Annotated in this window: 17 protein-coding genes and 2 pseudogenes; 8 read left to right on the top strand and 11 right to left on the bottom strand. The window is 58.9% G+C overall.

Annotated elements, in window-relative coordinates:
• Positions 1-27: 27 nt before the first annotated feature.
• Together JQ553_RS31845 and JQ553_RS31840 are read left to right on the top strand one after the other, a co-directional pair.
• Positions 28-1,794, top strand: coding sequence for a GMC family oxidoreductase (locus JQ553_RS31845; RefSeq protein WP_212504027.1), 1,767 nt, complete (start codon positions 28-30; stop codon positions 1,792-1,794).
• A 25-nt stretch (positions 1,795-1,819) separates the two neighbouring features.
• Positions 1,820-3,058 (top strand): cytochrome c, encoded by a 1,239-nt coding sequence (locus tag JQ553_RS31840; RefSeq protein ID WP_249144726.1) that lies wholly within the window; start codon positions 1,820-1,822, stop codon positions 3,056-3,058.
• Between the two features lie 115 nt (positions 3,059-3,173).
• Here the strand turns inward: JQ553_RS31840 and JQ553_RS31835 are convergent, their stop codons facing one another.
• Together JQ553_RS31835 and JQ553_RS31830 are read right to left on the bottom strand one after the other, a co-directional pair.
• Positions 3,174-6,311 (bottom strand): AAA family ATPase, encoded by a 3,138-nt coding sequence (locus JQ553_RS31835; RefSeq protein ID WP_212504026.1) that lies wholly within the window; start codon positions 6,309-6,311, stop codon positions 3,174-3,176.
• A 400-nt stretch (positions 6,312-6,711) separates the two neighbouring features.
• Complete coding sequence (locus JQ553_RS31830) at positions 6,712-7,911, bottom strand: OpgC domain-containing protein (RefSeq protein ID WP_212504025.1); 1,200 nt, start codon at positions 7,909-7,911, stop codon at positions 6,712-6,714.
• Positions 7,912-9,040: 1,129 nt separating this feature from the next.
• Here JQ553_RS31830 and JQ553_RS35380 point away from each other — a divergent pair.
• Positions 9,041-9,154: pseudogene (locus JQ553_RS35380) on the top strand (PEPxxWA-CTERM sorting domain-containing protein); the annotation flags it as partial.
• Between the two features lie 243 nt (positions 9,155-9,397).
• Here JQ553_RS35380 and JQ553_RS31820 read toward each other — a convergent pair.
• Both JQ553_RS31820 and JQ553_RS31815 read right to left on the bottom strand, forming a co-directional pair.
• Positions 9,398-9,652 (bottom strand): hypothetical protein, encoded by a 255-nt coding sequence (locus JQ553_RS31820; RefSeq protein ID WP_212504023.1) that lies wholly within the window; start codon positions 9,650-9,652, stop codon positions 9,398-9,400.
• 50 nt (positions 9,653-9,702) lie between these two features.
• Positions 9,703-9,981, bottom strand: a complete 279-nt coding sequence (locus tag JQ553_RS31815; RefSeq protein WP_212504022.1) for a hypothetical protein — start codon at positions 9,979-9,981, stop codon at positions 9,703-9,705.
• Positions 9,982-10,522: 541 nt separating this feature from the next.
• On the opposite strand from JQ553_RS31815, the gene JQ553_RS31810 reads away from it, so the two are divergent.
• Positions 10,523-13,063, top strand: coding sequence for an NfrA family protein (locus JQ553_RS31810; RefSeq protein WP_212504021.1), 2,541 nt, complete (start codon positions 10,523-10,525; stop codon positions 13,061-13,063).
• Positions 13,064-13,149: 86 nt separating this feature from the next.
• On the opposite strand, the gene JQ553_RS31805 is transcribed toward JQ553_RS31810, so the two are convergent.
• The 3 genes from JQ553_RS31805 to JQ553_RS31795 all read right to left on the bottom strand — a co-directional run bounded on the left by JQ553_RS31805 (position 13,150) and on the right by JQ553_RS31795 (position 15,440).
• On the bottom strand, positions 13,150-14,025 hold the full coding sequence (locus JQ553_RS31805; RefSeq protein WP_212504020.1) for a PEP-CTERM sorting domain-containing protein: 876 nt from the start codon (positions 14,023-14,025) through the stop codon (positions 13,150-13,152).
• Positions 14,026-14,268: 243 nt separating this feature from the next.
• A complete protein-coding gene (locus JQ553_RS31800) occupies positions 14,269-14,412 on the bottom strand; it encodes a hypothetical protein (protein WP_212504019.1) in 144 nt (47 codons plus the stop codon).
• A gap of 332 nt (positions 14,413-14,744) precedes the next feature.
• Positions 14,745-15,440: a choice-of-anchor K domain-containing protein gene (locus tag JQ553_RS31795; protein WP_212504040.1), complete on the bottom strand. Its 696-nt coding sequence runs from the start codon at positions 15,438-15,440 to the stop codon at positions 14,745-14,747.
• A gap of 389 nt (positions 15,441-15,829) precedes the next feature.
• On the opposite strand from JQ553_RS31795, the gene JQ553_RS31790 reads away from it, so the two are divergent.
• Positions 15,830-16,141, top strand: a complete 312-nt coding sequence (locus JQ553_RS31790) for an H-NS family nucleoid-associated regulatory protein (protein WP_212504018.1) — start codon at positions 15,830-15,832, stop codon at positions 16,139-16,141.
• 107 nt (positions 16,142-16,248) lie between these two features.
• Here JQ553_RS31790 and JQ553_RS31785 read toward each other — a convergent pair whose 3' ends face one another.
• Positions 16,249-16,884: a DUF642 domain-containing protein gene (locus tag JQ553_RS31785; protein WP_212504039.1), complete on the bottom strand. Its 636-nt coding sequence runs from the start codon at positions 16,882-16,884 to the stop codon at positions 16,249-16,251.
• A gap of 267 nt (positions 16,885-17,151) precedes the next feature.
• Here JQ553_RS31785 and JQ553_RS31780 point away from each other — a divergent pair, with 267 nt between their 5' ends.
• The gene (locus tag JQ553_RS31780) at positions 17,152-17,358 is read left to right on the top strand and encodes a hypothetical protein (RefSeq protein ID WP_212504017.1); all 207 of its coding nucleotides are present in this window, start codon (positions 17,152-17,154) and stop codon (positions 17,356-17,358) included.
• 136 nt (positions 17,359-17,494) lie between these two features.
• Here JQ553_RS31780 and JQ553_RS31775 read toward each other — a convergent pair whose 3' ends face one another.
• A complete protein-coding gene (locus JQ553_RS31775; RefSeq protein WP_212504016.1) occupies positions 17,495-18,175 on the bottom strand; it encodes a PEP-CTERM sorting domain-containing protein in 681 nt (226 codons plus the stop codon).
• A gap of 295 nt (positions 18,176-18,470) precedes the next feature.
• Here JQ553_RS31775 and JQ553_RS31770 point away from each other — a divergent pair, with 295 nt between their 5' ends.
• Entirely contained in the window at positions 18,471-18,773 is a 303-nt protein-coding gene (locus JQ553_RS31770) for a hypothetical protein (RefSeq protein ID WP_212504015.1), read from the top strand.
• Positions 18,774-18,858: 85 nt separating this feature from the next.
• Here JQ553_RS31770 and JQ553_RS31765 read toward each other — a convergent pair whose 3' ends face one another.
• The gene (locus tag JQ553_RS31765; RefSeq protein WP_212504014.1) at positions 18,859-19,566 is read right to left on the bottom strand and encodes a PEPxxWA-CTERM sorting domain-containing protein; all 708 of its coding nucleotides are present in this window, start codon (positions 19,564-19,566) and stop codon (positions 18,859-18,861) included.
• A gap of 360 nt (positions 19,567-19,926) precedes the next feature.
• On the opposite strand from JQ553_RS31765, the gene JQ553_RS31760 reads away from it, so the two are divergent.
• Positions 19,927-20,577, top strand: a complete 651-nt coding sequence (locus JQ553_RS31760; RefSeq protein WP_212504013.1) for a PEP-CTERM sorting domain-containing protein — start codon at positions 19,927-19,929, stop codon at positions 20,575-20,577.
• Between the two features lie 320 nt (positions 20,578-20,897).
• Here JQ553_RS31760 and JQ553_RS35375 read toward each other — a convergent pair.
• Positions 20,898-21,020: pseudogene (locus tag JQ553_RS35375) on the bottom strand (PEPxxWA-CTERM sorting domain-containing protein); the annotation flags it as partial.
• Between the last annotated feature and the right edge of the window lie 242 nt (positions 21,021-21,262).

Below are 21,262 nucleotides of genomic sequence, written 5' to 3'. Positions count from 1 at the left end.
AGGCTAATCGGTAACAAAGGGGCGATCATGGCACGCAAGCTGCCAGCAACCGACGTCCTGATTGTGGGCCTGGGATGGACCGGTTCGATCCTGGCACACGAACTAGCTCGAAGCGGGCTGAATATAGTGGCGATTGAGCGTGGTCCCTGGCGCGACACGGCCACCGATTTCCCGCCCGCGTATGCCCAAGACGAGTTGCGCTACCACATCCGCCACGACCTGTTCCTTCGACCCGCACAGCTAACGATGACGTTCCGCAATAGGGCCAGCGAGACGGCCCTGCCGATCCGCAGCTGGGGATCCTTCATGCCACCGAATGGCGTCGGCGGCGGGGGCGTACACTGGAACGCGGAGACTTGGCGGTTTCTGCCGAGCGATTTCCAGATGAAAACGCATCTCACCGAGCGCTACGGTGAAAAATTCCTGCCCGGGGACATGACGATCCAGGACTGGGGCATCACCTATGACGAACTCGAGCCTTACTACGACAAGTTCGAGTATCTCTGCGGCACATCGGGCAAGGCCGGCAACATCAAGGGCCAGATACAGACGGGCGGCAATCCCTTCGAGGGTGCCCGCGCACGGGAGTATCCGACGCCGCCGCAGAAGCAGCCCTACGGACCTACGCTATTCGCGCAGGCAGCCAAAGACATGGGCTACAAGCCATTCCCGCAGCCATCCGGAAATCTGTCGCAGGCATACACCAATCCGCTCGGAATCACTCTCGGGCCGTGCACTTATTGCGGGTTTTGCGAATGGTTCGGTTGTGGCAACTACTCGAAAGCCAGCCCGCAGACCACGATCCTGCCGGCACTCGTCCGCCAACCCAACTTCGAGGCCCGCACCCAGTGCGAGGTGTTGAAGATCAACCTCGATGGCTCAGGAAAACGCGCCACCGGCGTCACCTATGTCGATACCAGTGGCAATGAGTGGGAGCAGCCGGCCGACCTCGTGCTCCTCTGCGCCTTCCAGCTGTTCAACGTGCATCTGCTTCTGGTCTCCGGAATCGGCAAGCCATACGATCCGCGCGCCAACGAGGGCGTGATTGGTCGCAACTATTCCTATCAGGTCACATCCAGTGTGGACGCCTTTTTCGACGACAAGATCTTCAATCCGTTTATCGCCTCGGGCTCTATCGGGATGTGCATCGATGAGTTCAACGGCGACAATTTCGATCACGGACCGCATGGCTTCGTTGGTGGCGGCTACATGGGCGCGGTGCAGACCAACGGCCGACCGCTCCAGACCACAAGGACACCGAAGGGAACTCCGCGATGGGGTCTCGAGTGGAAGGAGGCGGTGGCGAAGAACTATTTAAGCAATTACGAGGCGGTCACCCATGGCAGCTGCTGCAGTTACCGTGACGTCTACTGTGATCTCGATCCAACTTACACCGACCGGTTTGGCCGCAAGCTCATGCGGATCACGTTCGATTTCCACGAGAATGAACTCAAGATGTCGCAGTACCTGACGGGCCGCCTGGCGGAGGTCGTCCAAAAGATGGGGCCGCGGCAGTTCGAGACGAAGCCACGCAGGGGCCCCTATGACGTTACGGTGTATCAGACGACACATACCTGCGGCGGTGCAATCATGGGCGCTGATCCCAAGAGCAGCGCGTTGAATCGCTATCTGCAGAGCTGGGATGTATCCAACCTTTTCGTAATGGGGGCCACTGCCTTCCCGCAAAACGCCGGGTATAACCCCACTGATACTGTCGGCGCACTCGCCTATTGGGCGGCAGACGCGATCGTAAAGCAGTACCTGAAGAGTCCTGGTCCACTCGTACAGATCTGACAGCCAGTGCCGGCGAGGTATCGGCATGAAAATGCGCAATCTGATGACTCTGGCGCTTGCAGCCTACATGACCGGCACAATCGGTGCGTGGGCTGCGGAAGACGGCCAGTCGTTCGAGAAGATCGAGCGCGGTCGCTACCTCGCTGTGCTGGGTGATTGTGTCAGCTGCCACACCGCGCCGGGAGGCAAGCCATTTGCTGGCGGCGCTGCGCTAGAGACGCCATTCGGAGCGTTAATTGGTCCAAACATCACCCCGGATGTTGCGACCGGTGTCGGCGCCTGGTCGGAGGAGGATTTCCGTCGAGCCATGCATGAGGGCATCGGCAGGGGTGGCGCCCGCCTCTATCCGGCAATGCCCTATCCCGCCTACACCAAGGTCACTCGCGACGATGTGTCGGCGATCTGGGCCTATCTGCGCTCCCTGGATCCGGTGCGCAACGAGGTTCAGCCAAACCAGTTGAGGTTTCCGTTCAACGTTCGCCGGCCGGCTACATCTACCTGGGATCTGATCAATTTCCAGCCCGGTGTGTTTCAACCCAATCCATCAAAGTCGGATGTGTGGAACCGCGGCGCCTATCTGGTTGAAGGTCTCGGTCATTGCGGGACCTGTCATACACCGAAGAACATCACCGGCGGCGACCGCGGCAGCGAAGCCTTGCAAGGCGCGCTGTTACAGGACTGGTACGCGCCCGATCTGACGGAAGATCCCCGTACTGGCATCGGCAGTTGGTCCATCGAAGAGATCGTCCGCTATCTCAAGACCGGCGCCAACTCTTACGATATTGCATCGGGGCCAATGGCCGAAGCTGTCTCGAACTCGACCTCGAAAATGACCGATGCCGATCTTCTTGCGATCGCAACCTATTTGAAAGACCGCGCGCCTCGGAGCGGAAGGGCAGTCACCGCGCTGGCCGCCGCCAATCCGCGCATGGTCGCAGGCCAAGCAATATACGAGGACCGGTGCGCGGCATGCCACAGTCGCAGTGGTGCGGGCGTTCCGAACCTGTTCCCGCGGCTGGCGAGCGCACCGCTGATCCAGTCAGTTGATCCCACATCCCTGATCCGAGCCGTGCTGATCGGCAGTCGCGCCGTCGCCACTTCAGCTGCGCCGACCGCGCCGGCCATGCCCGCCTTCGGTTGGAATCTCAATGACACCGAGGTTGCGGACGTTCTCACATATGTGCGCAATACGTGGGGAAATGCTGCGTCGGCAGTCCAACCCGAGGATGTCAGCAAGCTGCGCGAGCGACTCAGCAGCAGGTGATCTGCTCACGGCGATTCCCGGTTGGCGCGCCGCGCGCTTGATCTCGGGGGCTCAGCGCCGTACCCCCCGATGCTGTTTGCTCGTTGAGGGATTGGCGAGTCCGTTTCTGGCTGGCTCAGCGCGCCCTCGGGACATCGAGAGCAGCAAGCAGCGACGACCGCAATCGGTCATCTGGCTCGAAATTCCCGGCAAGGGTTCGTATGACGTCCTCGAAACGAGCTCTGTACCTGTCCGCCTCGGCCGGCTCGGCGAGGCTCTCGCAGACCTCCGCTCCCGCCCGATAGACCCGCCAAGCGGCGAGCGGCATGTCGGCATCTTCGAGAGTTGAGAGGGCGCGCGAGAGCTCCACCCTTGCCTCCTCCAAATCGCCCGCAGCGAGCGCAACCCGGGTTAGCAGCGCGTGCGCCTGCGCCAGATGATTGCGATCGGGCGCCGGCGCGACGTACTCGTACAGCTTTGTCGCCGATGTCCGCGCCTGTCCGATATCACCGACCTGAAGGCTGTATTCGCAGAGACAATGATGGAGCTGCGCGTAGATCGTGTAATCCATCATGATGCCGTCGGAATTCAGCCGTTGCATGACGTCATCGAACTGCTGGCGCGCATGCTGCGGCTCGTTCAGGCCGACGAAGGCCTTCGCAAGAACGGCTCGCTGAAAGAAGAAAGCGAAGGGGTTTTCTTCAAGCACCGCTTGGTCGACGCACTCGCAGAGGTCGCGGGCACCATGAAAATCCATCGCCTCAACGTGGAGCCACGCCAATGTGAGGCTGCACAGGGCGATCGCCGGGCGGTTTGCGTTTCTTTCCGCCAGCGCCAGCGCGGCGACGGTCTCTCGCTGCAATCGCCGCCATTGGCCGAGATGGATCAGCGCGGTCGACTCCATTACGTTGAACAGCACAAAGATGTAGACGTCGCCGACCTCCTGCGCGAGCTTCTTGCCATCGGTTCCCGAACGACGGCATTCCTCGTAACGCGAACGTAAGCATTCGAGGATTCCCTCGATACCGTATCGCCGGATCAGCGTGCCGTGATCGCGCGCGTCAGCCGTTACGCGCAACGCTTTCTCGCAAAGTGCAGCATCCCGCTCCTGCCAGCCTTTCAGCCAGAGATTGATGCTGGCGCTGCTGCCCTGCACCAAAGCCTTGAAGGCGTCATCCTCAAGCGCTTCACTCTTGGCGAGCGCTTCGCTGGAAGCATGAAGGCACATGCGGCGGTCGGCATGAAGGCAGAACCGGCTCACCGCCAGGAGTCCGTTGACCTCATGGCGAAGCTGTCCCGCGTCCGCGGCGCAAACGATCATCTCCTCGAGATCGCGAACCGAGCCGGCAAGATCCCCCGCCGAGCGCCGCGCCCAGCTGCGCTGTCGCAACAGACTGGTGCGCGGCCCATACTGATCGGTCGTTCCCAGACGATCGAGAATGCCGAGCGCGCGGGACAGATAATCGGTTGCCTGTTCGTGACCGAGGCGTTTCGCGGAATTTTCTGCGGCCAGGCTGAGGTAACGCAGCGCACGCGGCAAATCACGGCTCTGCTCGAAATGCAGCGCGAGCGTAGCCGCAATGTCTTCCGTCCGGCCCGCATATCCCTGCTCGAGGCGCTCACCCATGCGGTGATGGATCTGGAGGCGGCGTGCCGGGGTGAGCCGTTGATAGAGCACGTTCTGATAGAGAATGTGGTGGAACGCGTAGGATCCGGAATAGGTCCCGTCGGGCCATTCAGAAACGCCGGATGACACCAGCGTGTGATCCTTGCGTGCAAGACCTTCCAGGACTTCCTCGGTCTCCACGGTGTCGCGCGACAGTCCGGCGGCCACGAGGGCTGCGGCACAATCGCTCCCCGCTACGCTGGCCGCCTCGAGCAGCAGCTGTTCGTCCTCGCTCAGACGATCGATCCGATGCGTGATCATATTGATCAGATCTTTTGGCACGACGTCCTCGGATAGGGCGGTTCCGGATCCGAGGCGCCAGGCGCCGTCGATCTCTACAATCGACTCGTGATTGACCAGGTAGTCTACCAGCGAGGCGATGAACAACGGCTGCCCCTGGGTGCGCCCGAACATCGGCCCGGAGAGCGCCGAAGCGAGCTTCCCGTCCTGGAAACGCAAGGCGAGGTGGTGCTCCACCTCGGTTCTGGACAATCGATCGAGTTGCAGCTCGCTGCACCTCCCGTGGATCTCCAAATCCTGATGCAGACGGCGAACCGGATGTCCGCCCATGATGCTGTCGCCAACCCGATAGGTCGCAAGAACGAGCACCCGAGCCTTGCGGTCTCCGTGTGCGAAGCGCGACAGGACGTCCACCGTCTGGAAGTCGCTCCAATGCATATCCTCGATAACGAGGACCCACGGGCGAGCCACACTCAACGCTTCGACCAGATCGCAGAATTCGCGCAACATCCGTTCTCGTGTCGCCCCGAATACCTCATTCCGGAATGCGGCGCGGTCCGCCACATCGAGAAAACCGGGCATCTGGAGCAGCCAGGTCGGCGCATGGGCGCGCACGGCCTCCAGGACAGCCGAACCGTCCGGACCGCGACAACGCGTCGCCAGCGAATCGATCAGCGGGAGAAATGCCTCGTTGGTGCCGAAACGCTCGGTGCAGAATCCGCACAGGGTCTCGACGCGATATCGGGAAAGCTGCTCCATCGCCATCGCGATGAACGAGGTCTTGCCGATACCAGCCTCGCCGGTGATGAAGACGACCTGTCTGTCGCCGGCGAGCATTCGCTGCGTGACCTTGTTCAGCGTCGCCAGCGGGCCGTTTCGCCCGACGAGCCAGCGGGACCTGCGGGCGATTGATCCCTCCGGACCTCTGCCGCCGGCTGCACCGGGGGACGGATTGGCGAGCCTAGCTCCCTGGGCAGGGGGCGCCTTCTCTTCATCGATCGCGCTGTCGTGCGAACTCACCGTGGTCGGGCCGATGAACCGATATCCACGGCGCGGCAGGGTTTCGATCCAACTCTCTCCGCCCGGCTCGACTGCAAGCGCTTTGCGCAGCGCCGCAATCTGGACCGACAAATTGCTTTCTTCGACGACCAAGCCTGACCAAGCCGCTTGGATCAATTCGTCTTTGGAAACCACCAAGCCTTGACGTTTCGCCAACGCGCTGAGCAATGCGACGGCGCGGCGGCCGACGGGTAGCGGATCGTTGCCACGATAGAGAGTTGCCGTATCGACATCCAATCGGAACGGTCCGATTGCAAGCGTCGCGCGCGCGCCGCCATCGTCAAGGACAGACCGGGAGTCGTTTAACACGGCGAGCCTCCCGCGATGCCTTGTTGCATCGGCTGAAGGGAATCCCCGTACCGTGCCTGGCTTGCCATTGACGACGGTCCCTTTGGTCGCCGTCTTATAGCACGGAATTCCGTTCTGGCTGTGAGGGAGATCACAGGAGTGGCGAGCATTGCCTTCGCCCCAACGCCCCTGGCAGGCCGCGGTGTGATCGGATGATTGGTGCGGACCGGGGAATATTCCCGCGAGGCCCCGCTGGCCGTTTGGCGGTGCCCCTTGCGCTTACAGCGCCCTTCTGGGCGACCCGGAGCTATAAAAGGCTATCGCCTTTCGCCTTCGTCAGCTGTGCCGTCCCAAACGCGTCTGTTCTTGCCTCTACTCTAGCGCGGCTCATCCGAGCACGTTACCGGACGTCCGCCAGGTCTCAGCCGATGGAGTGGGACATCATAGTTTGCGGCTTTTCACTTGGGAATGTGTCCTCTATTGCTGATTGCTGCCTGGGCTTGATACTGATCAGGTTCAGCAGTGTTGCGGTCGCGATCATCGCTGCGATGCCAACGAGACTCACCGCTATCTGCATCGCAAGCCCGTCCGAAATGTCGAACAGCACCATGTGGCCGGCGAACGCCAGCAGAACGCCGAGGCAATAGATTGGCAGCGAGTTCTGACCACAGCAGATCGCACAGCGCATCACCGGCGTTGTCAGCCCTCGCCAATTGCGAGGCACGAACCATGCTGCCAAAACCGCTATGGCCAAAAAATGCAGCAATCGCAATGGATCGAGATTCGATTTATCCAATTGGTGCGGCTTCTCCAGCATCTGCGGGATCAGTACTTCCAGCGGCTTGATGCGCCAGCTCAATGCGATGACCAGGCTGAAGAGCAGATACAGGACGGCAAGTCCGAGCACCTTGCGTGACGTGACCCACGGCCGGACTCTCTTTTCCTCGAGCATCCACCACGCGCCAAGCACAACCAGCAGCTGCCAGGCCAGCGGATTGAAGGCCCAGTGGCCGTTCGGCCAAGCCGGGACGCTCCAGCCGAAGACCTGCACCAGCGCATAAAGCGCCAGCGACGCGCCAAGCGTCACGTTCGGCAGTCGGAGCAGCAGCCACAGCAACGGCGCGAACAAGAGATGAAGAAGCACGAAGATCGGCAACACGTCGGTATTGACGGGACGGTATTGCAGTATCGCCACGTGCGCGAGCGTCGCGCCCAGATCGTCCAATAAAATGCGCGTATTGCTCTCGTCGGCGAGGCGGCCGCCGCCCGCGAGGTGAACCAAGATGGCGCAGGCGATCGTGAGCAGCAGAAATGCGACGTAGATATCCCAGCTTCGCCGCAGTGTCCGGCGGATCACTGCGGTCCAGCCCTCGCAGCGCCATACCTTGCTGTAGGCCAGCGCGCAGGTTACGCCCGAGACGAACATGAATACTTCCGCTGCATCGCTGAAGCCGTAGTTCCGCAGCGTCAGCCAACTTCCGGCGTTGTTAGGAATATGGTCGAGAAAGATGCACCACAACGCGGTGCCTCGGAAGGCATCTATTCGCAGGTCGCGACCCGTGCCTTTGAGCTCCGCCAGCTCGCCGGCCAATGGCTTAGAGGTGGTTTTTCGGTCCCGCACCTCGTTCCTCCAGTCTGGAAAAATGGACCGGTGTTGGAGCTCTTGGTGGGAGGGGATCACACACCGAGATTTATGATTGCGCTGAAAATTGTGAGCCAGCTTGAATGAGGCATCGCTCGAAGTCCTAAAACGTTGCCGAAAAAGTTACGAAATCAGCCTGCTGTTGCAAAGTGCTGACCCGATCGCATGGACAACGCTTGGCTTAAGCAACGCGCAAATCTGGGCTGGTGCGTCCTCGGTCTGAAAGAGGAATTCAACAGGATCACTGACGACGTATTGCAGAATGAGGGCGGCGTTGATGATATTTCGCCCAGGCAATCTTCAACATGAAATCGATGCGACACGGCCGACTGCCAATAGCGGCCTTGCCGGCGCGATACCCATGACGCCAAAAAGGAGCCGAAGGGAACAATGGCTACCCAATGTCCTGGCGGGCGGAATCTCCCACGCGAATCTCACCTGATCGATGACGGGAATTTCCGGCACGCGACAGGGAGGCTCAGTGCTCCGACATCGGTTGAGCGCCGCGGTCTCTGTCCTAAAGATCACTTCCATTTCCGCGCGGCCTCGCCCCACGAACATTAACATTTGTGGTCAAAATCAGCGCACCGGCGAAATACCGGTCAGTAATTTGTTGCCTGCCGATATAAATAAATCTAAACATCCACGTGAAATGGATTCTTTGGAAATATTGGATCAAATAATGAACGGATTTAAATCGGCGGCCGCGGCGGTCATCGCTTCACTGCTTTGCCTTACCCCTGCCAAAGCGGACATCGTCTACAATCTGTCCTTTGTTGGCGGCGGTACGGGCGTGCTCGACCTGAATCTGTCGACGTTGTCGTCCGCCTACAACTTAAACGGTAATATTGCACCCTATTTTGTCAGCCTCCAGATTAACAATGTGGACGGGCAGAATTTCCTCATCACAACGAGCAATTTGGGTACCGGCGGCTACATCCAGACCGGCACCGCCGGACAAATCTACACGCTCACCGTGAACGAAAAGGCCCCGACGGGCGTGCCGGACGGAACCGATTACATCTCGGTCTACACGAGCAGCGCGAATGTCTATTCGACCCCCTATGGGCACGGTGAGGCCAGCATCAATTTCACGATCAACGGCCCCTTCGTCGCAGCGGTGCCGGAGCCTTCCACCTGGGCCATGCTGATCGCGGGTTTCGCCGCGATCGGGCTGCTTGCTTATCGCCGCCGCAACAACGCTGTGCTGAAGGCCGCTTGATCATGGCAATCATCGGCACTTGCATCAATTGCTTGCCGGCATCGGCCAATGTCACCGTTACGATGGCGTTCGCGATCGCCTTCTTGGCTGTCGCCGTCTATCGAACCGCTTAGGGGGCAATGATTCTCGCGAAGGTCGTCTCATGGACGGCCGTTGAGATCGGCGACGTGACGGCAGGACGTGGTTGGTCCGACTTCGCCGTCATCAAAGCGATCCTTCCAGGCAAGGGGCTCTCGCTGCGCACTACCACCACCGATAACGGCAGGCCCGCTCCACGCAAAGCTGATAGTCGTTGTCGCAATTGCCGATGCAGGTGCCGGAACCGTTGCACTTGATCACGCAGGCGGTGCGCTCATCGCGACACATTGCACAGTGTGATTGAGCGACGATCAGTTTTCCGTTCTTGAAGCGAGCGAGGTTTTCACCCGCCTCAACCGAACTACTGCAGGCTATCGCGACCAACATCAAGCAGATCGCACGCGCAGCACGCATCGCCAACGTCCTCAACTCGTCTGCCCGGCAATTTGCGGCGTGACCGCCAGCAATCGCTACCAGAATGGCCACCACCGATAGCGATATTGCGGGCTGCCGTAATTGCCGGGACCGACATAAGGCCCGACAAAATTGTTGTCACCGTAGACCCATGTCGCAACCGGACGCCGTTTCGGGGGGCGATAACAATTACCGCCCTCGTCACAGACGACCTTCACCTCGGTCACAACTGACGCCGGCGCAATCGAGCTGAGCTGGCCCATCGCCGGGAATGCCTCCGCCCCTGACATCGTCAGGATGGTCGAAACAATCGTAATCGCAAACAGGCCTCGCATGTCGGTTCCTCCGGCCAAACACGGTCAGGCACGCGCCCGACAAGCCAAGAAAATGACCGCCTCGCCCGCGAGGGCCGGGCGGTTGTCCTCAAGGATCGATTCGAGGAAGCCGCAGACGCGTGACGTCGAATCGATGTTATTCGCCGGCTTTGGGGTTGGCTAGTACCATCTCGGCGCAGAATACCCTGTGAAACGTCCGAACGGTGCGGATGCAATCGGCGAGCCGATCGCGGGTGGCAAGATGAGCCCTGTGGATGCTCGCGCATTGCGCGAGCTCGTCGAAGTTGATCAATTTGGTTAATACGCGTGAGCGAATCGCTTGACCGGCGAAGGGCGCAGCAAAAACGTCACAGCGAACGAAAAATTGAGAAATTGAAGAGCATCAGGCCTCGCAATGGCACTCGTTCGGGCAATTGCCGTTCCCCCGATTTGCCGGCTCAGATACATTTGAGCGCTATTAACAGGTTGTGCATATCGCTGGGGCATGGGCGTCTGGAACTTCAAAGAATCAGACTGGTCTGGGGTGCGAGCGGCGCTGGTTGTGCTCTTGCTCGCGGCCGCGCTGTGTCCGCGCGCACTGGCGCAGGCGCCCGACAGCGGTCCACCGCTGGAGGGAGATGCCTATGTTGCGGCGGATACCGCCTACCGGCTATTTGCCCAGGGTGATTACAGGGGTGCGGTCGATCATGCGACCCAGGCGGTCACGCTCCGCCCCGACATCCTTCGCCTGCGCCTGCTTTTGATCGACGGGCTGATCGCCGCCGGCGACCTCACAAAGGCCCAGCAGGTCACGACCACAGCTCTGGCCGATTTCGCCGACAATGACGAGCTGAAATCACGCCAGGCCAGCATCCGCCAACACCTGGCTCAAGCCTCCGCTGGGGAAGGCTACAAGGCTCTGCAACAGGGGGACGCCAAGGCTGCGATACGCGCGGCGCGCGCCGCGATCGAACGCAGGCCCAATGAGCTATCCTACCGCTTGCTGCTCCTGAGTTCTCAGCTCGCCGACGACCGCCTGTCGGATGCGCTGGCCACAGCAACTGACGCAAGCAAGCTTGCCCCCTCCAACTATGTGCCCCTGATCTGGCGTGCCTACATCAATCAAAGGCTTGGCAACCGAGTGCAGGCCGTTCACGATTTCGACGCTGCCCTCGCGCTGCCCAATCTCTCCGAGAGCGAAACGAAGAACATCAGCTTGATCGCGGCGGATGCGGCGCTCGCCTCGGGGGATTTCGTTGCCGCGCAAAAATTGCTCGCGGCCTATCCCAGAACCGATCCGCAGGTGATCATTCGCATCAGTGATGCGGATGCGGCGGCCGCCCATACCGCCACGCTGGCGGGCGATGGAAGAATCATGCCGGCTCCGCTCCAGGATTGCCGGACAGACGCGAGCGGTACCATCTGCAGCCTGCAAGCCCCCATCGTCCGAAGCGTCGCCACGCCAATCGACAAGATCGCTGAAAGCCACAAGGCCGGCGACCTGGCCTATCAGGCGGCCCGCCGCAAGGATTACGAGGTCGCGATCCGGGAGGCGCGTAAGGCAATCGAGAACAACCCGGAGGAGATAGCCAACCATCTTCTTCTCCTCAACGTGCTCGCGGCGGCCGGCAGATCGGCAGAGGTCGAAACGGAGGCGACCCGCCTGATCAACTCCGGTGCTGCCACCCCTGAAGTCTATGCACAGCGAGGCTACGCACGAAAGCAATTGCACCAGGATCGTAAAGCGATGTCCGACTGGGAATTGGCGTTGCAGAAGGGTCTGCCGCGCGAGCAGGCGCGCGGCGTCCGCCTGGCGCTAGCGGACACGGCGTTGACCGCGAAGGAGCCGGCGCGCGCGCTTCGCGCGCTTGATACGCTGCCTGTAAGTTACGACACGGCGATCCGTCGGGCCTATGCGCTACAGGCGCTCGGCCGAAAGCAGCAATCGCTCGTCGCCTTCAGGACGGCGGAAAGATTGGCGCCGACCAATCAGCAGCGCGATGAAGCGCTGCGCGCCGCAATTAGCCTGATGGTCGATCTGGGCAACAAGGCCGAAGCACGTTCGATCTTTGACAACGCGGTCGCTCACGGAAGACTGAACTCGGTCAGGGAGGCCGATCTCGCCTATTTGGCCGCAGCCGTTGGCAACGACGAGATGGCGCTACGCCTGTTCGATCGTGCCTCGGCCAAGGGTGAGTTGCCCCCCCGCGCCGCGATTGACGCGGGCTATACCGCCATGCGCCGTTTCGAAAATGCGAAGGCCATCGCCTATTTGAAACAGGGTATCGACGCCAAGGCGGATGGAAAAATTGACATCGACGATCAGAAACTATTCGAGACCCGAAGAACCGTTGCGAACCTCTCACGTGAATGGGGAATCAACAGTTCAATCATCTATGGCAAGGTTGGATCCGCACCCAATCCATTCTTCATCACCGGCGGCGGCGTGCCGAGCAACTATACCTCGCAACTTGGAACCGAGTTGTACTATCGGCCCGAAGGCTTCGGCTATCGCAATGGTGCGATCTTCGAACTGTTCGGCAGACTGTTCGAGACGCTCTACGATCAAAGTGGCGGGCCGACGGGATCGCAAACCACGCAAGGAATGGTCGGAGCGCGCTGGAAGCCGTTGTCCGATCAAAACCTGGTCTTCGAGGTCGACAAGCTGTTTGCCGGCGGCGACGCTGCGCGCAACGATACGCTCCTCCGCGCGCTCTATTCGTATACGGTCGGCACCGATCTGCGCGTTCTCGAAAGCAGCTGGACAACCTGGTACATTTACTCGGAAGTTGATCGTTACCTGGAACGAGAGCAATGGATCGGAATTTTCGAGGGACGCTTTGGTCGCAGCTTCCGCCTCGACTCCATCAGCAGCAAGCTCGTGTTCTTCCCGCATGTGGTCGTCGCGGCCAACTACGATGATTCGTTTGCCAAGTTTCAGGCGTATTCGGCCGGCGTCGGGGGGTCGTTGCGCTATTGGTTCGGCGAGACGAAATATCTCGCGCCACCCTCCTTCTTGGAAATTACGCTCCAGTATCGCTTCCGCCTCGCCGGCGATGGACGCGCCGAAGGCATTTTCGCCCAGACCTCGCTGAATTACTGAGCGTTTACTCAACAGAACGTGGCAGCAAAAAGCCGCCCGAAGGCGGCTCTTCCCGGATCCATGCGACGACCGATCAAAGCTTGCGATCAGACCGTGCGAAGCGTCGGTTCTTTGCGGCGACGGGAAGCAACAAATCCCAGTCCGGCAAATCCGAGGACGAGCATAATCCACGTCGACGGCTCCGGCACAGCCGCGGTGAATTCGACCTCGCTCAACATGATCCATGGCTCGAGGTTGGGATCATAGGCGCTATGCTTGAAGTCGTTGACGTTGTCGAGAAAACAACCCGAAGCGTCACAACCATTCTGCGCCACGTGGTTGTTGTAGTAGTTGATGCCGTCGAGCTGCAATTTACCTCTGTTGAGGGTGAGACTAAAGACGTCCTCCGAGGACACCGGGGTCGCAAATGTCAGCGTGATGACCTCGGTGTTGGTGTAGGGGTCGTTCAGATAATCCGAGAAGCTCGTCGTATAGGTCGGAGTAAAGATAGAACCATTATTGCTCAGCGACACGCCAACCGAGCTCGGTGCGGCCACGAGACCCCCCATGCCCAGCGACGCAGCAAACGAGCTCGCGACGTAGAGCGAGACCGAACTCACAGACTTTCCGGGCTCCAGGTGAAACACGATCGTTGGATCTTGATACTTCCAGCCCACGTACTGATCGTGGGAGATCGAGAAATTCTGGCTCGCGATGGTCCCGTCGGTGAGCTTACCCGTTCCCCCTGAGAGCAACGACTCCTGGGCAGAGCCATTGGAGGGGACAACCAGCGACGACCCGTTTGCATTGGGGTTGCCGCTGCCGTTGTAAGTCGTATCGAAATAGTTGAAGGCGCCGTTCTGGATGGTGCCGTTGCCGTTGTTCATGTCGTAGCTGTCAACGGCGACTGTAGCGGCGGATGCAGAAGTCAAACCGATACCGAGCGTCAGGCACGAAACAACGAAACAAGATTTCCAAGGCATTTAAAGAAAACTCCAGCAGCCGATTCGCTCGGCATAATGATTTATCCTTAGCAACGTATTACTGAAATCGTCAATTGGTTGCAGTGCATTAACCATGCGAGTGAGTTAAATAATCGATAATTGACCCGCCCAGGTTGCACCCGACGACGCTGCTGTCGTCTTTAGCGGCAGCGGATCCGGCCGTCGCCGAGCGGCGCCAATTAAATGCCCGGCTTGCGCCGGCGCCACGACGGACGGGCCGAGTCAGCGACGCGGCCGCTCCGATCTGATCGGGTTGGGCACGGGTGCAAAAACGCTGGATATGCCGTCAGCGGCAACTCCCAGGAATACAAAATAGCCGCGGTCGGTCACCACGATGTCCCCCTTCTGGAGGAGGCTGTCATTCATGGCCGTATCTGAAGCGATTCGATCGGCCTCGGCCGCGCTGGGCGGTGGACGCCTGATCCGCTCATATTGCTCCGCTGCAAGCCCAGGGCCGGGCACAATGAGACCGAGCACGACGAAAAGACAAATGCGCAAGCGGAGAGTCCTGGGGCATAGGCGGTTGTGACCAAGTATAGCCGAAAAGCCGCTCAACCGTCCCTGCGTCCGAACAATTTCGACGCGCTGCGAGCGCATTCTCCTTTCGGTCGGTTGTCAGTCATTGACCCGCCAAATCTGGAAACGAAAAGACCGCCCGAAGGCGGTCTTTAAGCCTCTCTAGCCAATTACCGCAGGAATCAGACGGCCCTGAAGGCCACACTCTCATTGCGCCGCCGATAGGCGAGGAAACCGACCCCAAGGAAGCCCAGGATCATCATCGCCCAGGTTGACGGCTCGGGAACTGCCGCGGTGAAGTCCGCGTAGATGTTGAGCGTCGAGGTATGGCTTTCGTTGTTGTGCCACGTGGAGCCATCGTAGGAATTGCTCGCAAGGGAAGCCAATCCGAAATGCAGGTCCGAAATCGTGATGCCGTTGAGCGAGAAGCTCAGTCCCTGAAGGGCCGCGTTGCTGATGCTGAAAACGTTGTCGCCCGGCGGGTTGGTGGGCTGAGTGATATTCAGGTTAAAGACCTGGGAGTCGGAAGTCGAGTTCGGGAGCGAGAAGTTCAACGTGAAGGTATAGTTCACATTGAAGTTCTGGTCGGTGAAGAAGCTCCCATTGTTGACCCAGGTCAGGCTGCCAAGCAGGACATCGTTCGCGGTGCCGGTGAAGTTGACTGTCTTGGTGGAACTGATGTCGTTTGCGTGGAGCGAGCTCGCATTGATGCCCGACATGTCCAGGGTATTGCCGCTCCCCGAGATTGAGCAGCCGGAACAGCTCGACAGGCCCGAGAACGCGCCGTCGCTCGTGAAGGCAACCGTCGTCGCATGCGCCGGAGAATATGCAACAGCCGCAAAGAGGCCTGCCGCGGCAAGCTTCATGGATTTATTCATTTAATAAACCTTTATTTAATAAAATTTAATTGACGCCAAATGAGACATCCCATGGATGATTTAAAATGTCAAGATAAAGCAACCGCCATTCACTGATTTCCGCTCACGGCACCGCGCCGCCTTGCCGGGCCGATTGCATCACGCTGACGAAAATCAATTATTTCGATTAATGGCGCCAGATTTACTTCAGGGTTGATCGAGAGAAATCTATACGCCTTATTTGAACTGCGGACCCGGATGCGCAGGCGCCCATTCGGCTGTCATCGGATTAAAATACCGCTTTTCGGAACGATTTAAGCGAAACTAAACGGCCAAATGTCCCATCAGAGTTAACCGAGTCTTTACGGTGCAGGAGCATGCATGGGGCGGATGTGATGCGGGAGCAAGCCATGAAGACGCGCCAATTGGAGACGATGAGCTTGGACGAGCTTTGGGCGCTCCACGATCAGCTCACCGAGGTGCTCGCGGCAAAGGTGGAATCGAAGAAGCTGGCGATTGAACGACAACTTGAGGAATTGGGCCGCAAGTTTGGCGGATCGCCGACGGATATCCCTCAACCGCGCCCCTACCCGCCGGTGCAGCCCAAATTCCGCAATCCGATGGAGGCTACCGAGACCTGGTCGGGCCGCGGAAGGCATCCGCAATGGGTCGTGGAGCTGCTTGCGCGGGGTGGATCGCTGGAGGATTGCCGGATCCAATAGGCCGACCGATCCACGACGGGCCGCCGATCGGTGAGAGAGGCAATTTAGCTAGTTAACAAAAAGGGCCACCCAAAGGGTGGCCCTTGCATGAGCGGAATTTGAGTTCTTCAAGCGGCCGGCGCCACTGCCCGCCGGCGATGCGCGAGATAGCCGACCGAGGCAAAGCCTAGGATCATCATGGCCCAGGTCGACGGCTCTGGGACGGCGGAGATTGCAACGTCGCCGATCACCGGGCCATAGGGATTGGACGAGGGATCATCAAGGCTTGCAAACGTCAGCACCGCGTCGCCGCCAAGCCAGGTGAATGTGAAGGACTCGGTGACGTACTTCATGTCGTTCCGCGTGCCGGCAAGCGGATAGCTGTATGTCTGCGTCGTTCCAGCGACGCCCACCTGCAAACCCTTGGTCGGCGGTTGACCATCCGGATTGCCGGACAGCGCGAACGTCACCGTATAGGTGCCGGCTGCCAGATTCTGGAGGGTCTGGCTGATCGCGCCGACCGAGTTGCCGTCGAGATCGACCGAACCGCCCGAGCCAGGCGACTGCCAGTAATTTCCGATCCAATCGATGCTGCCCGATACCACCGTCCACGCATTGTTCGCGCCGAAGGTCTGGCCGGCCCCGATCGTCTGGTACGGGCTGCCCGCGCCCGCAAAATCACCGTCGACGATCGTCGCGGCACCCGCGGCTCCAGCCACCATTGAAAAGGCGGCTGCAAGGATAATCGGCTTCATTGTTTTCATTATTGTCTCCCGAGCACGGCGCGAGTTGTGAAATCAGATTCGCACTACGATTGCTTGTGAAACCTTGAATAGAGGCGCGTGCTGCGACGCGTCAATAGGGCTTTCCATATATTTAACAGTTCTTGAGAGCGACCCGAGACCGCGTCCGCTCAATTAACAACCAAAGTCGCACGCCTTCGATTTGAATCGTGATTAATTTAACTGGAATATTATTGTTTTTTGAATTTTACTGGACGCGCTTGAATTGTGGGCCTTGGGGAGGGTCATATGAGTACAAAAGGAGATCCGCGCGCCGAATTGCTGCGCCTGCAACGTGCGCTCGAGGCCGTATCTGACGACCTCGATGAGATCGAACGCAGATCGCACTGGTCGCTACGCGCCGCCGCCAAGACCTTGTCCGATAGCCATCCGCCTGACATCGAAACGTTTGTCGGGAATTTCGCATTCGCCGTCAGGCGCGGCGTGTTGGCGTAAGCGGCCGTTCTGCTGCGCTTGAACTGGCGGACGCCATTGCACTGGCCGCGTTGCACTCGATCGCCATTCGCGTTTCGTCCGGACAAGAAAAAGGCCGCCAGTGGCGGCCTTTTCGATTTATGCGTGTGCCCGAAATTCAGGCGATACGGAAGGCGTTGGTCGAGGACTTCGCCGACTTCCGGTAACCAAGGAAGCCAAGTCCGAGGAAGCCCAGGATCATCATCGCCCAGGTCGTGGGCTCCGGCACAGCGGAGATGTTGGTGATTTCGAACGAGTTTGACGACGAGGACATCGAGAACCCGGTGATCTGCTCGCCGGGGTCAGCCGTGAAGGTAAAGTACCGGTTGCAATCGGTCAGGTTCTGGCAGCCATTTGCCTTCACGCCTTCGGCGGCAAACTGGGCCGCGATCGTAGTACCAGTGAAGGTGTAGTTGGCGCCTCCCAAGGTGTGAACGACGAGCGTGTTGAAGTCGTCAATCGAACCCCAGAAGAACGAGAACGAAGACCGCGCCGAAAATGACACATCCTCCGAGCCCGAGCCGAGAACGCTCAGATAGTTGCCGCTCGTCCCAAAGGGCTGAGCTCCGTTACTGCTGCCGTCAACGTTGACTTGCACCGGCTGAGTGCTGTTCGTGAACGTCCAGTCGCCGATGACAATGGGCGACTGAGCATTCGCGTTCGTCGACGCCGGGATGGAGTTGAAATTCATTCCGACATTCGTCCCAATGCCGGCATCGGCCACATCAGCCATAACAGCAGCATTTGCCGCCGGTACGATCGCAAGAGAGCCAAGGATCGTAGCGAGAGCGAAACCCATTCTGCGCATAAATCTACTCCCAATATTCCAATTAACTTGGTGTTAATCTCGTTAATTGGGATTTATTGAAGAGTCAAATGAAACTTGGTGCGGGGCAGCATGATCGTGAATCCAGCCAAAAAATGTGCTAAATCGGTCGCAGAATGCATAGAGCCGAAAAAGGAACGGACGTTAAAGCTGGTTGCATCCGCCCGAAATCGGTGATTTCCAAAGAATCAGTTTCATTTTGCCCGGCGATCTTAACATTTAAATCTCAAGGTGCGCCGGGCGGTGCCGGGATCGGATTGAAGCCGTGATGGAGAAGATCCTGCTGATGGCGGCACTGGCCTGCGCGCCGGGAGAACGCCTCGTCGATCTGCACGGCAAGCTGCCGCCCCACCTCCGATATCTGGATCTGGTGATTTCGGTCGAGCCGTCCTATGCGCGCTTCTATATCTACCAGCTCGGCTTCCCGGATAGCTTCCAGCAATGCTGCAGCAACAAGCCGACTGCCGTACTGAGGGTGCCCGTCGGCGACGGGCGCTTTTGCATCCGGCAAAGTCAGCCTCAGATGAAATGGCAAGCGCGCGCCTTGCTGAGGCCTGACATCGAGATGTAGCAAATGCGCCTGTCCGTTTGGATGTCCATCGCGCAAACGGAAAGGCCGCCTGGAGGGCGGCCTTTTCAAATGCAGACGTTTGTTTTTACGCCAGCGACGGCGATGCTCCCGTTTGCCGCCTGCGGTAGGCAAGGAAACCAACTCCAGCAAAGCCCAGGATCAGCATCGCCCAGGTGGAGGGTTCTGGCACCGCCGCGGTGAAGGTGACATCGTGGAAGGCAAAGTCACCCAAGGGCGCCGAGTCTCCGCCGTTTCCAGCCGCGGTTCGGAAGATGAGGCTATTAAAGGCGAGTGGATCGGTGAATGTGACCGTCCACTGGCCGCCGCCGTTGTTGTTGCCGGGCGAGTCGTTTTGGACCGTGCCCACTGCTCCGATCAAATCTGCAGTCGTGGCACTGGTTACTTGAAGAGTGATAGTGGTCACGACGCCAGTGACAGCGTCCACGACCGAGAATTCATTGACGTTGTCGCCGAACGAACCGTTCGCGTAGAGAAACGCCACCGAAAAGCTTTGGAGCAATTGCGTTGTAGACGCGGCGAACGTGATGCTCTCGTTGTTGTCGATTTCTGCATCGACCACGGAGTTCGCGCCATTCACACCGACGCCGGTAACGCCGTTCAGCGTCTTGTGGCCAAACGTGCCGCCGGTGCTCGCCGAAACAGTAATCCCTCCAACCGAGACGGAATTTGCGCCGTCGGTCAGGTCCGCCTGCGTGATCGTTGCTGCCTGGACTGTGGGGGAAAGCAGAATTCCGGCCAGAAGCAAGGCGCCAGCGCCAGCAGATTTAAACATACGAACCCCTCCAATTAAATTGTATTATTAATAAATTGTTTACAAACAATACCCGTTAACGGGCATATGCGTCAAGTGCCGATCCGCCCTTATTTGTCGCGGCCCCCGGTGAAATAGCGAATTCACGTTTTAGCCCGGGCCGGTATCGAAAAGCCAAAATACCTGGCGACGACAGCAAGAGCTCTGAATTCGATCAGAGGGCTGGCCTGCGCATTCTTACAACTTTAAATCGGATTTTGCAGGATAAAATGCCATGGCAAGAGTTAACTCTTTACAAATTCTTCACCGTGAGTAAAGCTGCAAAAAAAATAGACAACAATTGATTTTCGGTCGTTTCATCCAGTTTTGTGGGAGTGCGAAATGATTAAATCAGGAATTCTGGCGGCCGCGATGATTTCCGCGTCTGCTATCTTGTTCTCTTCAGCCGCTCGCGCTGATTTCATCCTCGATCCGACGCCCGTCGGACAAAGCGTCAACCTCTCCACCGCTGCGTTGGTCTTAGCCAACACCACCTTTACCGGGACCTCCGGAGGGGAAACCATCGACTTCAAGGCTAACGTGGACGTCTCAACTGCGAACGGCACCGCCTCCATCAACGCCGTCACCACGCCAATTACCACCCTGCTGATCACGCCGGAGGACCCAACGGCATTTAATGAATTTTCGTTCCGCGGTGCTGTTTCCACGAATGCCGATCAGGATATCAAGGTCACGATTACGGACCAGAACGATTCCATTTTTACGTTCACCATCACCGACAATGGCGATTTCACTCGAATCGGCTTCCAGGTGAAGCCGGGCACGGGCGAACTCATCAAGACGATCCAGATCGAGGGTCTCGGATTGGGCTTCGATAATTTCAAGCAAATGGGCTTCGGGTTCACCCCCGATGTTGTTACGCCAGTTCCGGAGACAACGACCTGGGCCATGATGCTGATGGGCTTCGCAGGTGTTGGCTTCCTGGCCTATCGCCGCAAGCGCAACAACAATGGCGCGTTCCGTCTCGCATAAGCTCGAGCCGAGCGCTCGTTGACCTGGGAAGGCCGCCGGACACGAGGCGGCCTTCTTCGTCAAGCCCTGAGCTTCGCTATGAGCAGTCGCAGCGGGTTGTCCGAAGCGCCGCCCCATGGCCTATGACAGCGGGCTCGAGGGACAGATCCGCAAACTTGAGGGCCGGTTACGCTAGTTGAAGCCGAAAGCCGCCCTATGTATTCCTTCAATCGTGTTCCAACACAACCTGTCCCCACAGACCCTTGCAACATCGAGAAAGTCCACGCGATACCAAAAAAAAGGCCGCCCAAGGGCGGCCTTTTGCTCAATCGCGGGAGGCTCTACACCAGGCGAAGCTGGGACGCTCCTGTCCCGCGCCGCCGATACGCAAGAAAGCCCAGACCGGCAAAGCCAAGAAGCATCATTGCCCAGGTTGTCGGTTCGGGAACTGCGGGGGTAGCTGTGAAGAGACCGGAAACGTTGGTAGATCCGCCGACCGCCACGTCGAGATCATTGATCACGAGCGAAAACGTACCACCGTTATAGGTGAAAACCGTGGGGACACTCGAGAAATCAACGTGGAGAGATCCAGTGTTTCCGTGGACGCTTCCCGTGATCGCAGCCAGGAAATTGCCAGGATCGGGCGACGTACCCGGAGGCGCAGTGAAGTCAAGAAACAACGTGAACGATGTTCCGTCGTAATCGT

Origin of the sequence: Bradyrhizobium lablabi, assembly GCF_018131005.1 — a bacterium.
Classification (GTDB): domain Bacteria; phylum Pseudomonadota; class Alphaproteobacteria; order Rhizobiales; family Xanthobacteraceae; genus Bradyrhizobium; species Bradyrhizobium lablabi_D.
Note: the sequence above shows the minus strand (reverse complement) of the source record. Positions and strands in the feature narration are given on the sequence as shown.